Origin of the sequence: Parahaliea aestuarii, from assembly GCF_008064635.1 — a bacterium.
In the GTDB taxonomy this organism is placed as follows: Bacteria; Pseudomonadota; Gammaproteobacteria; order Pseudomonadales; family Halieaceae; genus Parahaliea; species Parahaliea aestuarii.
The window spans coordinates 64,977-79,850 of sequence record NZ_VRYZ01000002.1; the positions used below are offsets into that span (position 1 = coordinate 64,977).

Annotated in this window: 11 protein-coding genes; 5 read left to right on the forward strand and 6 right to left on the reverse strand. The window is 62.0% G+C overall.

Annotated elements, in window-relative coordinates:
- Positions 1 to 32: 32 nt before the first annotated feature.
- The 3 genes from FVW59_RS04555 (at position 33) to FVW59_RS04565 (ending at position 5,334) form a co-directional block, all read left to right on the forward strand.
- Positions 33 to 2,390 carry a M1 family metallopeptidase gene (locus FVW59_RS04555; RefSeq protein WP_148063072.1) on the forward strand — a complete coding sequence of 786 codons (2,358 nt, stop codon included), beginning with the start codon at positions 33 to 35 and terminating at the stop codon, positions 2,388 to 2,390.
- 112 nt (positions 2,391 to 2,502) lie between these two features.
- Positions 2,503 to 3,003 carry a DUF6702 family protein gene (locus tag FVW59_RS04560; protein ID WP_148063073.1) on the forward strand — a complete coding sequence of 167 codons (501 nt, stop codon included), beginning with the start codon at positions 2,503 to 2,505 and terminating at the stop codon, positions 3,001 to 3,003.
- A 150-nt stretch (positions 3,004 to 3,153) separates the two neighbouring features.
- Positions 3,154 to 5,334, forward strand: a complete 2,181-nt coding sequence (locus tag FVW59_RS04565; protein ID WP_342779687.1) for a carboxy terminal-processing peptidase — start codon at positions 3,154 to 3,156, stop codon at positions 5,332 to 5,334.
- 26 nt (positions 5,335 to 5,360) lie between these two features.
- On the opposite strand, the gene cysG is transcribed toward FVW59_RS04565, so the two are convergent.
- Complete coding sequence (gene cysG / locus FVW59_RS04570; RefSeq protein WP_148063074.1) at positions 5,361 to 6,749, reverse strand: siroheme synthase CysG; 1,389 nt, start codon at positions 6,747 to 6,749, stop codon at positions 5,361 to 5,363.
- A 1-nt stretch (position 6,750) separates the two neighbouring features.
- The gene (gene serS, locus FVW59_RS04575) at positions 6,751 to 8,049 is read right to left on the reverse strand and encodes a serine--tRNA ligase (RefSeq protein WP_148063075.1); all 1,299 of its coding nucleotides are present in this window, start codon (positions 8,047 to 8,049) and stop codon (positions 6,751 to 6,753) included.
- 395 nt (positions 8,050 to 8,444) lie between these two features.
- Here serS and FVW59_RS04580 point away from each other — a divergent pair, with 395 nt between their 5' ends.
- Positions 8,445 to 8,840: an H-NS histone family protein gene (locus tag FVW59_RS04580; protein ID WP_148063076.1), complete on the forward strand. Its 396-nt coding sequence runs from the start codon at positions 8,445 to 8,447 to the stop codon at positions 8,838 to 8,840.
- A gap of 69 nt (positions 8,841 to 8,909) precedes the next feature.
- Here FVW59_RS04580 and crcB read toward each other — a convergent pair whose 3' ends face one another.
- The 4 genes from crcB to FVW59_RS04600 form a co-directional block, all read right to left on the reverse strand.
- Positions 8,910 to 9,284, reverse strand: a complete 375-nt coding sequence (gene crcB, locus FVW59_RS04585; RefSeq protein WP_148063077.1) for a fluoride efflux transporter CrcB — start codon at positions 9,282 to 9,284, stop codon at positions 8,910 to 8,912.
- 95 nt (positions 9,285 to 9,379) lie between these two features.
- The gene (locus FVW59_RS04590; RefSeq protein ID WP_148063078.1) at positions 9,380 to 10,705 is read right to left on the reverse strand and encodes a replication-associated recombination protein A; all 1,326 of its coding nucleotides are present in this window, start codon (positions 10,703 to 10,705) and stop codon (positions 9,380 to 9,382) included.
- Between the two features lie 2 nt (positions 10,706 to 10,707).
- Complete coding sequence (gene lolA, locus FVW59_RS04595; protein WP_148063079.1) at positions 10,708 to 11,319, reverse strand: outer membrane lipoprotein periplasmic chaperone LolA; 612 nt, start codon at positions 11,317 to 11,319, stop codon at positions 10,708 to 10,710.
- A gap of 76 nt (positions 11,320 to 11,395) precedes the next feature.
- Positions 11,396 to 13,714, reverse strand: a complete 2,319-nt coding sequence (locus FVW59_RS04600; protein ID WP_148063080.1) for a DNA translocase FtsK — start codon at positions 13,712 to 13,714, stop codon at positions 11,396 to 11,398.
- Positions 13,715 to 13,919: 205 nt separating this feature from the next.
- Between FVW59_RS04600 and trxB the strand changes: the two genes are divergently transcribed.
- Entirely contained in the window at positions 13,920 to 14,873 is a 954-nt protein-coding gene (trxB, locus tag FVW59_RS04605) for a thioredoxin-disulfide reductase (RefSeq protein WP_148063081.1), read from the forward strand.
- Position 14,874 lies beyond the last annotated feature (1 nt).

Consider the following 14,874-nt stretch of genomic DNA (forward strand, 5'->3'; position numbering starts at 1 on the left):
TATTCCATGAATTCAATTTAAAAGGTCGCCGTATGCCATTGAGTAACAAGGCTTTTAACCTATTTTTACTGCTCATTGTCACCATCAGCCATCCCCTGGCTGCAGCGGAAAAGCTGAGCGGCCCGGAAAAGTTCGCCCAGCTCGACTATCTGCTCGATACCCCCACCGAAACCCGCCTGGCCAGCGGTGCCCCCGGCCCCGCCTACTGGCAACAGCGTGCGGACTACCGCATCGACGTGGAAGTAGACGATCGCGCCCAGCGCATCATCGGCAGTGAGACCATCACCTATTACAACCAGAGCCCCCACACCCTGCGCTACCTGTGGCTGCAACTGGACCAGAACCGTTTCCGTGCGGACTCTGACGATATGCTGACCAAAACGGCCCCGGATTTTGCCCACTTCCCCTACAAGAGCATGGCCGACCTGCTGGCCCGCTCGGCCTTTGACGGTGGCGTGGACATCAAGGCTGTGCGCGACAGCGAGGGCAACCCCCTGCCCCACACAGTGAACAAAACCATGATGCGGGTGGAACTGCCCCGGCCGCTGGCGGCGGGCGCGCAGTTTGTCTTCAGTGTCGACTGGGAACACAACATCATCGATGCCACGGCGGTGGGCGCCCGTGGCGGTTACGAATACTTCGAGGCAGACAAGAACTACCTCTACGAAATCGCCCAGTGGTACCCGCGCATGGCGGCCTATACGGACTACCAGGGCTGGCAGAACAAACAGTTCCTCGGCAGCGGTGAATTCACCCTGGAAATGGGCACTTTCGAGGTGGCCATTACGGTGCCGGCTGATCACATCGTCGCCGCCACCGGTGTGCTGCAAAACCCGGGCGACGTTCTGAGCAGCAAGCAGCGCGAGCGTTACGAGGCCGCCCAGGCCTCTACCGAGCAGCGCTTCATCGTGACGCCGCAGGAGGCGAAAAAGAACGAGAGCAGCCGCACCTCGGTGAAAAAGACCTGGCGTTTCAAGGCCGAGAGCGTGCGCGACTTCGCCTTCGCCAGCTCGCGCAAGTTCATCTGGGACGCGCGCATGGCGCCGAGCGGCTCCCGCGAGGTGCTGGCCATGTCCTTCTACCCGAACGAGGCGGAGCCCCTGTGGAGCCAGTACTCGACACCCGCCATCGCCCACACCATCGACGTTTACTCCCGCTATACCTTTGAGTACCCCTATCCCGTGTCCATCTCGGTGAACGGGCCGGTGGGCGGCATGGAGTACCCGATGATCACCTTCAACAAGCCGCGCCCCTACGCGGACGGCACCTACTGGGATGTGCGCCAGAATCCCGACGACAAGACCTGGGAACGCAGCAAGTACGGGCTGATCTCGGTGATCATCCACGAGGTGGGACACAATTACTTCCCGATGATCGTCAACTCCGATGAGCGCCAGTGGACCTGGATGGATGAAGGCCTCAACACCTTCCTGCAATTTGTCACCGAGCAGGCCTGGGAAGAGGAGTATCCCTCCCGCCGCGGCGAGCCTGCGAGCATCGTGGAATACATGATCAGCACCCCGCAGGTGCCGATCATGACCAACTCGGAATCCATTCACCAGTTCGGCAACAACGCCTACGCCAAGCCGGCTACCGCGCTCAATATCCTGCGCGAATCCATTATGGGCCGGGAGCTGTTTGACTACGCCTTCCGTGAGTTCGCCACTCGCTGGAAGTTCAAGCGCCCGACCCCGGCTGACTTCTTCCGCAGCATGGAAGACGCCTCCGCGGTGGATCTGGACTGGTTCTGGCGCGGCTGGTTCTACGGCACCGAACACGTCGACGTCGGCATCGACAATATCGCCCTGTACCAGCTCGATACCGGCGACCCCGAGGTGGAAAAAGCCTGGCAGAAGGCGGAGAAGGATAAACAGGAGCCCTCCCTCAGCCAGCAGCGCAACGCCGATGCCCAGACCCTGGTCCAGCGCTATCCCCAGCTGCGGGACTTTTACACCGAGAGTGACGAGTTCTCGGTGACACCCTGGGACTACGCCCAGTATGAGCAGTTACAGCAATCCCTCACCGACCGCGAAAAGGCCCTGCTCAACGCGGACAAGAATTTTTACGCAGTCACCTTCAAGAATATCGGCGGGCTGGTGACCCCCCTGCCGCTGCGTATAACTTACAGCGACGGCAAGATGGAAGAGCTGCAGATACCGGCGGAAATCTGGCGCCACAACGCAGAACAGGTGACCAAGCTGTTCATCACGGAAAAGGAAATCACCGGCATCGCATTCGACCCCTATCGCAGCACGGCCGACAGCGACACCAGCAACAACGCCTGGCCGCGCCAGCCGAAGGCCAGTCGCTTCAAGCTGTTCAAGGAGAAGGAAGAGCCGAACCCGATGCGCCGCGATGAAAAATCGAAGTGGGAGCAACCGATACTCTGAACAGGCGGCAGGCTCCAGCGTGGAAAAACGGGCCCTTGCCGCTCATCGATCCCCGAGTCATTCCCGCGCAGGCGGGAATCCAATGCCGTCACCGAAGCTCCGGAATAAGCCCATGCGCCGATTGCAGCTGATACTCTGCACTGCACTGTTTCTCTTCGCTGGCATCGCCCAGGCCCACCCCTGGCACACCAGCTTTGCCGAGATGGACTGGAACGAAGCCGGCGATACTCTGGAAATCGCCCTCCGCGTGCTGCCGGAAGACCTGGAAACCGCTCTCACCTGGCGCAGTGGTGAGCCCGTCGTCCTGGTAGACACCCCACAGGTACGTACCCTCGCCCTGGCCTATCTGGCGGACCATTTTGTGGTCTACAGCGAGTCCGGGCAGTCGTTCCGGCCCGCTGAGATCCTGGGAATGGAGCTCGCCTATGACGCCAGCTGGCTCTTTTTCACCGTTCCCGCCAATGCCAGCCTGCGCCTCAGCCTGCACAACTCCGTGCTGATGGATGTGGGCAGCAACCAGACCAACCGGGTGCAGCGCCTGTGGACGCCCGCCGACGAGACACTGCTGTTCACCACGGCGCGCCCGGAATTGCCTTTCTGGCAGGGGCGCTGAGCACTGCATTGTGTGCACTGCGAACTTTCCCGCCGGGCCCGACTCTAAAATCGACAGCCGCCGGTATTTGACCCACCGTACCGAAGGATTACACTTGAGTGACGCCCGTCCATCCGCGGACGCACGATAAGACCACGAGGTAACGCTGTTTTGAACACTCCCACCACCCTGCTGAGTCGGGCCCGCCGCGGCCTGGTATTCACCGTCGCCAGCGGGATGCTGCTTCTCGCAAGCACCGCCCCGGCCCTGGCACTGATCGAATACACCGACACCCAGCGGGAGACCATGGTCGATATGATCGACCAGCTCGAGGAGCGGCACTACGCCAAACTGCGTTACGACGACGAGCTATCCTCCCAGCATCTGGACAACTATATCGATAGCCTGGACAGCGGGCGCATGTTCTTTACCGCCTCCGACCTGGCTGAATTCGAAAGCTACCGCATGCAGATGGACGACGATCTGCACAAGGGGCGTCTGGACGCCGGTTTCAATATCTTCAACCGCTTCCAGCAGCGCCTGGTCGAAAGACTGGAGAGTGTGGTCGATACCTTGCCCGAAGCCATTGCCGCCATGGATTTCAGCGTCGAGGAGGATTACCTGCTGGACGCTGAAGATCGCCCCTGGGCAACGGACCAGGCGGAGCTGGATGACCGCTGGCGGCGCCACCTGAAAAACCAGGTGTTGAGCCTGCGCATGTCCGAAAAGCCCCAGGACGAAATTGCCGAGACGCTGAGCAAGCGCTACAAGAACCAGCTCAAGCGTGTACAGCAGTACAACAGCCAGGATGTATTCCAGATTTACGCCAACGCCCTCACCGAGCTGTACGACCCGCACACCAACTACCTGTCGCCGCGCCGCTCCGAGAACTTCAACATCAACATGAGCCTGTCGCTGGAAGGTATCGGCGCAGTGCTGCAGCTGGAGGACGAGTACACCAAGGTGGTGCGCCTTGTGCCTGCTGGCCCGGCCGACAAGCAGGGCGAACTGAAACCTTCCGACCGCATTGTGGGCGTGGCCCAGGGCGATGACGAGGAGTTCGAGGACGTGATCGGCTGGCGCCTGGACGAGGTAGTGGAGCTGATCCGCGGCCCCAAGGGCTCCACCGTACGCCTGCAGGTGATGCCGGGCAAGGCCGCCAAGACCGGCGAGCGCAAGGTTGTCACCATCGTGCGCAACAAGGTCAAGCTGGAAGAGCAGGCGGCGCAGAAGAAAGTGCTGGAAATTCCCAATGGCGACAAGATGATGAAGGTCGGGGTAATCGATATTCCCGCCTTCTACATCGACTTTGACGCCATGCGCCGTGGCGAGAAGGACTACAAGTCCACCACCCGCGATGTCAAAGTGCTGCTGGACGAACTACAGAACGAGGACCAGGTCGACGGCGTAGTCATCGACCTGCGCAACAACGGCGGCGGTTCCCTGCAGGAAGCCAACGAGCTCACCGGCCTGTTCATCGAGTACGGGCCCACAGTGCAGATTCGCCACTCCTCGCGCCGGGTATGGCGCGACGGCAAGCGCCTGCGCGGCCCCTACTACGACGGCCCGCTGGTAGTGCTTATCAATCGCCTGTCGGCATCTGCCTCGGAAATTTTCGCCGGCGCTATCCAGGACTACCAGCGCGGGCTGATCGTCGGCGACCGATCCTTCGGCAAAGGTACCGTGCAAACCCTGATCCCGCTGCCCGAAGGCCAGCTAAAACTCACCGAGAGCAAGTTCTACCGCATCTCGGGCGACAGCACCCAGCACCGCGGCGTGGTGCCAGACGTCACTTTCCCCGCCCTCTACGACCACGAGGAAATCGGCGAGAGCGCCCTCGACCACGCCCTCAACTGGGACAAGATCAACCCGGTGCGCCATCGCCGCTATCAGGACATCAACGATCTGCTGCCGGAAGTGACCCGCCTGTTCCAGGAACGCAGCGGCAACAATCCCGAGTACATCTTCCTGGAGGACCAGGTGGACCTGGCCGAGGAAAGCCGGGAAATAAAATACCTGCCGCTGAACGAGGAAGCACGTCGCGCGCTGGCCGACGAACAGGACAGCAAGGCGCTGGCCATTGAAAACAAGCGTCGCGCCGCTCTGGGCGAGGAACTGCTGACCTCGCTGGATGAAGACCAAGAAGTCACCGACGCAGAAGACGTTGCCGATGGTGACGAGGCGGAAAACGACGACAGCACTGGTGAAGGCGAAAGTCTTGCCAGTGAGGAAGAGGAAGTCCCGGATGTGCTGCTGACCGAAGCCGGCAACATTCTGGTGGACACACTGCTGCTGAGAGAACAGCGCTTCGCCGCGCACACCCCGGGCGGCGAGAAAGCTGTGACTGAATAGGCGCCTGTGGCCAGCGGGCCGGCTTTCTAGCCGTCCCGCTCACCGAACCAAGCCAGGTCGCGGTGCAGGCGCACCACGTCCCCGACAATGATCAGGGTCGGCGCATGGGGCTTCTCCCGCGCCACGATGTCTTCCATCGTCGCCAGTGTTCCCACCAGCACCCGCTGCCCTTCCATGGTGGCACGCTCGATCAGCGCCACCGGCGTGTCAGGCGCGCGACCGATGGCCTGCAGCTCGCGGCAGATAACCGGCAGCCCCATCAGCCCCATATAGAACACCAGGGTTTCTGTGGTGGAGGCAAATTGCTGCCAGTCGTGCTCAACCCGGTCGCCTTTCAAGTAGCCGGCGACAAAGCGCACCGACTGGGCGTAGTCGCGGTGAGTCAGTGGAATGCCTGCATAGCAGGCGCCGCCGCTCGCAGCGGTAATGCCCGGCACGACCTGAAAGGGAATGCCGTGGCTGGCCAACAGGGCGATTTCCTCACCGCCGCGGCCGAATATAAAGGGGTCGCCCCCTTTCAGGCGCACCACCCGTTTGCCGGCCTGGGCCAATTCCAACAGCTTCTGGTTGATGTCCTGCTGCGGCACTGCGTGGTCGGCCCGTGATTTGCCGACATAGATGCGCTCGGCATCCCGGCGCGCCATATCGACAATGGCCGGCGCCACCAGGCGGTCATAGAGCACCACGTCGGCACTCTGCAGCAGGCGCAGCGCCTTGAAGGTCAGCAGGTCGGGATCGCCCGGCCCGGCTCCCAACAGATAGACTTCGCCGCGGTGCAGTGCCGAGCTGTCCGCAAGGCGCCGCTCCATAAGCGTCGCGGCTTCCGTTTCGCGACCGGCCAGCACCAGTTCGCCGGCGGCGCCGTCCACTGCCTGCTCCCAGAACAGACGACGCGCGCCCTCCTCCGGAAGCGCTGTGCGTACCCGGTCGCGCCAGTGCCCGGCAAACTCTGCCAGGCGGCCGTAGGCCGCGGGAATCAGCGTTTCAATCTTGCGTCGCACCAGTCTCGCCAGTACCGGGCTGCGGCCACTGGAACTGATCGCGATCAGCAGCGGATTGCGATCGATCACCGCGGGGAAGATAAAGCTGCAGAGTTCTGGGGAATCCACCACGTTGACCGGAATGCCCCGCTCGCAGGCGTCGCGGTAGACGGCGCGATTGGTTTCGGCATCGGGCGTGGCGGCCACCACCAGTGCCTGCCCGTCCTGGGCGGAATTGCTGTAGACCACCCGCCGCCATTCGCCGTCGGCGTCGGCCAGCAGGGATTGCAGTTCGGCGCTGGCCTGAGGCGCCACCACCGTGAGGCGCGCGCCGGCGCGCAGCAGCAGTCGCGCCTTGCGAGTGGCTACGGTGCCGGCTCCGACCAGCAGAACCGGTGTGCCACGCAGACGCAGGCATACGGGCAGGTAGTCCACCTCAGCCTCCGAGTTGTTCTGCACCGCCCATGTAGGGACGCAGGGCCTCCGGGATGACAACACTGCCGTCCGCGCGCTGGTAGTTTTCCAGCACCGCCACCAGAGTGCGCCCCACGGCGAGCCCGGAGCCATTCAGGGTGTGCAGCAGCTCGGGCTTGCCGGTGGCCGGGTTGCGCCAGCGGGCCTGCATGCGGCGCGCCTGGAAGTCACCGAAGCTGCTGCAGCTGGAGATTTCCCGGTAGGCGCTCTGCCCCGGCAACCAAACCTCGAGGTCGTAGGTTTTGCGGGCCGAGAAGCCAATATCGCCGCCGCACAGAATCACCTTGCGGTAGGGCAGCGCCAGCGCCTGTAATACCGCCTCGGCATGCCCGGTGAGAGACTCCAGGGCGCGGTCCGAATCGGCCGCACGCACCAGTTGCACCAGCTCCACCTTCTCGAACTGGTGCTGGCGGATCATGCCGCGGGTATCGCGGCCGTAGCTGCCCGCTTCACTGCGAAAGCAGGGGCTGTGGCAGGCGAAGCGCAGGCCGGACTCACCCAGTTCGGCGTCCTCGAATATGCGGTCCCTGGCGACGTTGGTCACTGGCACTTCGGCAGTGGGAATCAGGTAGTAGTCCTGGTCGGCGCGGAGCTTGAACAGGTCTTCCTCAAACTTCGGCAGTTGCCCGGTGCCGCGCAGGGAATCGCGATTGACAATGTAGGGTACGTAGATCTCCTGGTAGCCATGCTCTCCGGTATGCAGGTTGAGCATGAACTGGATCAGGGCGCGATGCAGGCGCGCGAGCTCGCCGTACATAACGGTGAAGCGCGACCCGGTGATTTTGCCCGCGGTCTCACTGTCGAGTTGCCCCAGTGCCTCGCCGATTTCCACATGATCTCGGGGGTTAAAATCGAAAGCCAGTGGCTCGCCCCAGCGGGCCACCTCGACATTGTCATCCTCGCTCTGCCCTTCCGGTACTTCATCTGCCGGCAGGTTGGGCAGGCCCAGCAGCAGATCATCCAGCTCCTGCTGTACGCGCTTTGCCTGCTCGGTGAGTTCGTCGAGCTGGGCGGCGATCTTTTCCAGGGTCTCGTTGACCTGGGCCTTGGCCTCATCCACGCTCAGGCCCTGGCCCACCAGCTGTCCGATCTTTTTGGATGCGCTTTTGCGCTCCGCCAGCAGGGCCTGGCTGTCGACATCCGCCTGCTTGCGGCGCCCGTCAAGCGCGGTGAATTGATCAACATCAAAAGTGAAACCGCGCCTGGCCAGAGCCTGCGCCACGGCCTCCGGATCCTGTCGGACCGCTTTAATATCCAGCATTCTCAGTGTGCCCCGGTTAGCAAAAAATCAGGCGGCGTATTGTACTGGTTTTACTCTGGGAGCGCAGTGCCTGTCACGGCTTCTTTATTTTCCAGGGCGGCGACAGCAGCGCGCAGCACTCCCCCGACACCGGCGCTGATTGCTGCAAATCGGCGGGCAGAACGCCCCCTTCCACACTCGTAAAACATCGCGTTTAAAACACGGAACCCTGCCTTGGCGAAATTAATTTAATGTCGATTGACCGGATCGGGGTGGAAAATGGGTGGTACACACATAAATACCGGCAAATTAATTCGCTTTTGTATTGAGCTATTACCGCTTTCTGATTATTTTATAGGGGCAGGGATTGCATTCATTCTTTTCCCAAGCAATTTCAAACAGGACAATTCCAAAGTATGAAAGATTTTCTGAGCATTCTTACTCACGCGCGCCGCCTTAAAGCCGCTGTAAAATCGGCTTCCGTTTCCGATCTTGAAAAAGCCCACGACCAGCTCGGTCTGTTAATTGAAGAGAAAAAAGTCGAAGAAGAAGCGGCCATTCAGGAAGAGCAGGAAAAACTGGCCATGAAGGCGTCCATTCTTGCGCAAATGCAGGAAGCCGGCCTGGATATTTCCGATCTGGCCGAAGAGGGTACGAAAAAGGTCCGCAAACGCAAAGCTGGCAAGCGGGCCATCAAATACCGCTTTACCGATAAATCCGGCGAGGAGCATAGCTGGGCGGGTGTTGGCCGCGCTCCCAAGGTGTTCGCCGAACTCAAGGCCCAGGGCAAGCTGGAAAAATACCGCGTTTAACCCTGCCCACCCGCCGGTTCAAACCGGCGGGTTTATTATCCCCCGCCATAACTCCAAAAATGCCGATCGTCAGGTCAGCGTTCGCATCAGCCAGATGCCAGCACCAGCCGCCAGAATACACACCAGCACACTGGACAGGATATAACCGCCGGCATGCAGGTACTCGCCCTGCTCGATCAGGGTGACTGTCTCCAGGGAAAAGGTTGAAAAAGTGGTAAAGGCGCCGAGAAAACCGACCATCAACACGCCTCGCCAGTCCGGGTGTATGACCTGCCTTTCAATGAGGACAAAAACCAGGCCAATGGCGAATGACCCGAGGCTATTCACCAGCAGAGTCCCCAGTGGCAGATGCCCCTGCCAGCTACTGTGCACCCAGTTCGACAGTAAATAGCGAGATAGGGCGCCACCAGCGCCGCCAATGGCAATAAACAAAAGATTGGTCATCGGGCACTTTTCATAATTGCTGTGTTCCGGGGCGAGTCTGCGCGATTCAATACCTGATTCCTATCTAAAGTCCCGGCAACCACGCGCGCACCCATTCAATATCGCCGCTTGTCACTTTCCCTGTCCCTCTGGCGAAGATAATCCAGTTTGGCGCGAATTTTCTGTTCCAGCCCGCGATCCACCGGTTTGTAATACTGGCGATCTTGCAGCTCCTGCGGAAAATAGTTTTCGCCCGCGGCGTAACCCTCCGGCTCATCGTGGGCGTAGCGGTACTCGTCACCGTAGCCCTCCGATTTCATCAGGGCGGTGGGGGCGTTGCGCAGGTGCAGTGGCACGTCGTAGCTCGGTGTGGCCGCCACCTCTGCACGCGCGGCATTGTAGGCGCTGTAAACCGCGTTGCTTTTGGGCGCCGAGGCCAGGTAGGCAATGGCCTGGGCGATGGCCAGTTCGCCCTCTGGGCTACCCAGGCGCTCCTGGGTTTGCCAGGCATCCAGGCACAGGCCGAGAGCCCGCGGGTCGGCGTTGCCAATATCCTCGCTGGCCATGCGCACAACACGCCGGGCGATATACAGCGGGTCGCAACCCCCGTCGAGCATGCGGCAAAACCAGTACAGGGCGGCATCGGGCGCGCTGCCGCGCACCGCCTTGTGCAGGGCGCTGATCTGGTCATAGAACAGGTCGCCGCCCTTGTCGAAGCGACGCAACGAAGCCTGTAGTACTTCTTCCAGTGTCTGTTCGGTAATGTCTTTCCTGCCTCCGCCCTCGTCGGCCGCCAGGTCGGCAGCCAACTCCAGCAGGTTGAGCGCCCGGCGGGCATCGCCGTCGGCAGCACTGGCAATCAAGCCCAGGCAGTGCTCGCTGGCAGTCACTGCGCCGCCGAGTTCCGCCAGCCCGCGCTGCAGTACATCCCACAGGGCCCCGGCTTCCAGGCTGCGCAACTTGTAGACGCGGGCGCGGGAGAGCAGTGCATTGTTCAGTTCGAAAGAGGGGTTTTCCGTTGTCGCCCCGATGAAGATGATGGTGCCGTCTTCCACATGGGGCAGAAAGGCGTCCTGCTGGGATTTATTGAAGCGGTGGACCTCGTCCACGAACAGTACCGTATCCCTTCCGGTGCTTTTGTTCTGCCGCGCCTGGGCGATGGCGTCCCGTATTTCCTTGACGCCGGACAACACCGCCGATAGCTGGATGAAGTGGGCATCGGCGTTGCCCGCGACAATACGGGCCAGTGTCGTTTTGCCAACGCCCGGCGGCCCCCAGAACACCATCGAGTGCAGCTGCCGGCGCTCAATGGCCAGGCGCAGGGGCTTGCCCTGCCCCAGGACATGGTCCTGCCCCGCGTAATCATCCAGCGATGTGGGGCGCAGGCGCGCGGCCAGCGGCTGGTAACCGGGGTCTCCGCTAGCGAACAGGTCCGAGCTCATGCCTACTCATCGTAATAGAACAAATCCGCGCCCGCCGGCGGGCTGAATTCAAAATCGCCGGGATTCAAAGGTGCATCCCGGACCAGGCGAGTGAAATTCACCACCACACGCTGCCCCAGGCTATCGAGGATTTCCATGCTGGTAAGAATATTGCCCGCAAACTCCACTTCCAGTTGCCGGAAGGCGGCGTCCTGCCCGCTGGGAACCAGCCGGAAACGACCCGGGCCGGCCTCCTCAACCCGATAGCCCTCGCGCAGTGCGGATTCGTCGCCTGCCAGTACCTGCAGGGGGCTGGTCTGGCCGGTGCCGGCGATGGGGCGGCGTGTAACGGTTTCCAGGTCGCGGTCGTGCTGCCAGAGGTATTCCGGTGTGGCAATAACCAGCTGGCTGTCCGGCGCGGTTATCTCCCAGGCAAAGTAATCCGGGCGCAGCAGTTTGAACTGACCCTCGGAGGCAATGGCCTCACCGCCGCCCTCGGGGAACTGCTGCTGGCTGAACTGCCCGGTAAGGGATTTGAAGCCGGCCAGGTGCTGTAGCAAATCGTCTGTGGCATCGGCCAGGGCCGGCACGGCCGCGACCAGCAGGGCCAGTGTCAGGAGTAGTTTGTTGCGCATAGAAACCTTCCGGTGGAGGTGGAAACAGAGAGCGTGTATACAAAGGGGTTCCCGCCATTGGCGGCATCATCCCCCGCTATTCGGGTGGCGGCGGCGCCAGCACTTCGCGCTGGCCGTTGCTGCCCATTTCGGAAACCACACCGGCCATTTCCATCGCCTCGATCAAACGGGCGGCGCGGTTGTAGCCGATGCGCAGTTTGCGCTGGACTGACGAGATGGAGGCACGACGGCTTTTGGTGACGTAATGTACGGCTTCGTCGTAGAGCGCGTCGTTTTCGTCGTCGTCCTCGCCACCGGCGCCGGCCTGCTGCAGTTCCGCCGCGGTAACCGGCGTGCTGCCGCCTTCGTCGAGCAGATCCTCGATATAGGCCGGCTCACCGCGTTTCTTCCAGTCCGCCACCACCCGGTGAACTTCCTCGTCGGAAACGAAGGCGCCGTGAACGCGGTTCGGCAAGCCGGAACCCGGTGGCAGATAGAGCATATCGCCATGGCCCAGAAGCTGGTCCGCCCCGCCCTGGTCGAGAATGGTACGGGAATCAATTTTTGAGGACACCTGGAAGGCAATCCGCGTCGGCACGTTGGCCTTGATCAGGCCGGTGATCACATCCACCGACGGGCGCTGGGTCGCCAGGATAAGGTGGATGCCCGCCGCCCTCGCCTTCTGGGCGATGCGAGCGATCAGCTCTTCCACCTTTTTACCGACAATCATCATCATGTCGGCAAACTCGTCGATCACCACCACAACTGCGGGCAGCTTTTCCAGATGGGGCGGCGTCTGTTCCTCGTCGGTCTCGGCATAGATCGGGTCCGGCTTCCACAGCGGGTCCGCAATGGGCTCCCCGGCCTTGTTGGCGTCGGCCACCTTGCGGTTGTAGCCGGCCAGGTTGCGCACACCCAGCGCCGCCATCAGCTTGTAGCGCCGCTCCATCTCCGCCACGCACCAGCGCAGGCCGTTGGCCGCGTCTTTCATGTCGGTAATGACCGGCGTCAGCAGGTGGGGAATGCCGTCGTAGACCGACAGCTCCAGCATCTTCGGGTCCACCATGATCAGCCGCACATCGTCCGGAGACGACTTGTACAACAGGCTGAGCAGCATGGCGTTGACACCGACCGACTTGCCGGAGCCGGTGGTGCCCGCCACCAGCAGGTGAGGCATCTTGGCCAGGTCGGCCACCACCGGCTCGCCGGAAATGTCGTGCCCCAGGGCCAGGGTCAGCGGCGAGCGGCTCTGGTCGAAGGCGCGGGAGGAAATGACTTCACGGAAACTGACGATTTCCCGGTCTTCATTGGGAATTTCGATGCCCACCACCGATTTGCCGGGAATCACTTCCACGACCCGCACGCTGATAACCGCCAGGGAACGGGCAAGGTCCTTCGCCAGGTTGGAAATGCGCGATACCTTGGTGCCCGGCGCCGGCTGGATTTCGAAACGGGTAATCACCGGGCCCGGATAGACCGCCACGACTTCCGCCTTGATGCCAAAGTCCGCCAGCTTCAACTCCAGCAGCTTGGACAGCCCCTCCAGGGCCTCTTTGGAATAGCCCTTGGTGGGGTCGTGCTCTACGGAGTCCAGCAGGTCCAGGTGGGGCAGTTCGCCGGTGACCGGGGCGTCGAACAGCGGCTGCTGCTTCTCTTTCTCGACCCTTTCGGATGCCTCGGCCCGGGGCTTGAGAGGCTTGATCTTCGGCGGCTTGCGCTTTTTCGACTCGCTGACATGCTCCTCGATCTGCTGTTTGCGCAGTTCCAGGGCCTTTTCCCGCGCCCGGCGATCCCGGGTCCTGTCGATCAGGCCGGTCACACGGCCATAGCTGGCGCGGACAATCTTCAGGGTCCAGCCACCGAGGCGATCCATCAGCCCCAGCCAGCTGAGGTCGGTAAAAATGGTCATGCCAAACAGAAACACCGCCAGCAGGATGAGGCGGCTGCCAATGGCGCTGAAGGCCGCGGTAAACGCGTCGCCTATGGCCTGGCCGAGGATACCGCCGGCGCCCTGGGGCAGGCCTGACTGGCCACTGTCGTTCATCGCGGCCAGGGCCGTGCCCGCCATCATCACCAGTACCAGCCCCAGCGCGCGGATACCGAAGGTGACCCAGTCGAAGGGGCGCGCCTCGTAGCGCTCCAGCAGGATAATCACGGCGCGATAGGCCAGCAGCAGGGGGAAGAGGTAGGCCGCATAACCCACCAGCGAGAAGGCCACATCGGCCAGCCAGGCGCCGGTGGGGCCGCCGGCGTTGGCAATCTTGCCGCCGGTGCCGGTGGCCGACCAGCCCGGGTCACCGGGGCTGTAGGTTACCAGTGCCAGCAGCAGGTAAAGGCACACGGCACTGACACCGATAAAGGCCCCTTCGCGCAGGCGCGGGCCGAGAAAGCTCCGGGTGTCGGTGGTGTCTGTCACGGTGTTTGCCAATGCTCGCCTTTTTCCATGCCCGATATTCTGCCACTTTCTTAGATTTTTCAGAAGCTTATGTTCTGTTTTTAGAATCGCTCTCGGCTTCCCCGCAAGCGCCCCTTTAAATTACCATACTCCGCCTCCATATTTGGGGGCAGGCGCCGACTTTGCGCCCCCTGATTCCACCTCCAGAGCGCAGGAAGCTATCGATATGAGCGACGTCCAGCACCACCAACTGATCATTCTGGGTTCCGGCCCGGCCGGCTACACCGCCGCGGTTTACGCCGCCCGCGCCAACCTCAATCCGGTGGTGATCACCGGGATGCAGCAGGGTGGCCAGCTCACCACCACCACCGAGGTGGAAAACTGGCCCGGCGGCCCCGCCGATCTGCAGGGCCCGCTGTTGATGCAGCAAATGCAGGAGCACGCTGAGCGCTTCGAAACCCGGGTGGTGTTCGACCACATCGAGGAGGTGGACCTGTCCAGTCGCCCCTTCCGCCTGTCCGGCAGCCACCAGTACACCTGCGACGCCCTGATTATCGCCACCGGCGCCTCCGCCCAGTACCTGGGCCTGCCCAGTGAAGAGGCCTTTATGGGCAAGGGCGTCAGCGCCTGCGCCACCTGCGACGGTTTTTTCTATCGCAACAAAAAAGTCGCGGTGATCGGCGGCGGCAATACCGCCGTTGAAGAGGCCCTCTACCTGGCCAATATCGCGTCGGAAGTGGTGCTGGTGCACCGCCGCGACAGCCTGCGTGCCGAAAAGGTGCTGCAGGATCGCCTGTTCGCCCGCGAGAAAGAAGGCAAGGTCCGGATCCTGTGGGATCACACCCTGGACGAGGTACTGGGTGACGCCAGCGGCGTTACCGGCATGCGCGTGAAATCCACCGCGGATGGCAGCACTGCCGATATCGACCTGGCCGGCGTATTTATCGCCATCGGCCACAAGCCCAACACCGACATTTTTGCCGGCCAGCTGGACATGAAGGACGGCTACATCGTGATCACCTCCGGCCTGGAGGGCAATGCCACGGCGACCAGTGTGCCGGGCGTATTCGCCGCCGGCGACGTGGGCGACCACGTTTACCGCCAGGCCGTCACGTCGGCCGGATTTGGCTGCATGGCGGCGCTGGATGCCGAGAAATACCTGGATCACCTGAACGGCTGAC

Excerpts from the sequence above, each read along its gene's own strand:
- serS (WP_148063075.1), bottom strand. The coding sequence starts at position 8,049 with ATGCTGGATATTAAAGCGGTCCGACAGGATCCGGAGGCCGTGGCGCAG.
- lolA (WP_148063079.1), bottom strand. The coding sequence starts at position 11,319 with ATGCGCAACAAACTACTCCTGACACTGGCCCTGCTGGTCGCGGCCGTG.
- crcB (WP_148063077.1), bottom strand. The coding sequence starts at position 9,284 with ATGACCAATCTTTTGTTTATTGCCATTGGCGGCGCTGGTGGCGCCCTA.
- trxB (WP_148063081.1), top strand. The coding sequence starts at position 13,920 with ATGAGCGACGTCCAGCACCACCAACTGATCATTCTGGGTTCCGGCCCG.
- FVW59_RS04560 (WP_148063073.1), top strand. The coding sequence starts at position 2,503 with ATGCGCCGATTGCAGCTGATACTCTGCACTGCACTGTTTCTCTTCGCT.
- FVW59_RS04590 (WP_148063078.1), bottom strand. The coding sequence starts at position 10,705 with ATGAGCTCGGACCTGTTCGCTAGCGGAGACCCCGGTTACCAGCCGCTG.
- FVW59_RS04580 (WP_148063076.1), top strand. The coding sequence starts at position 8,445 with ATGAAAGATTTTCTGAGCATTCTTACTCACGCGCGCCGCCTTAAAGCC.
- FVW59_RS04555 (WP_148063072.1), top strand. The coding sequence starts at position 33 with ATGCCATTGAGTAACAAGGCTTTTAACCTATTTTTACTGCTCATTGTC.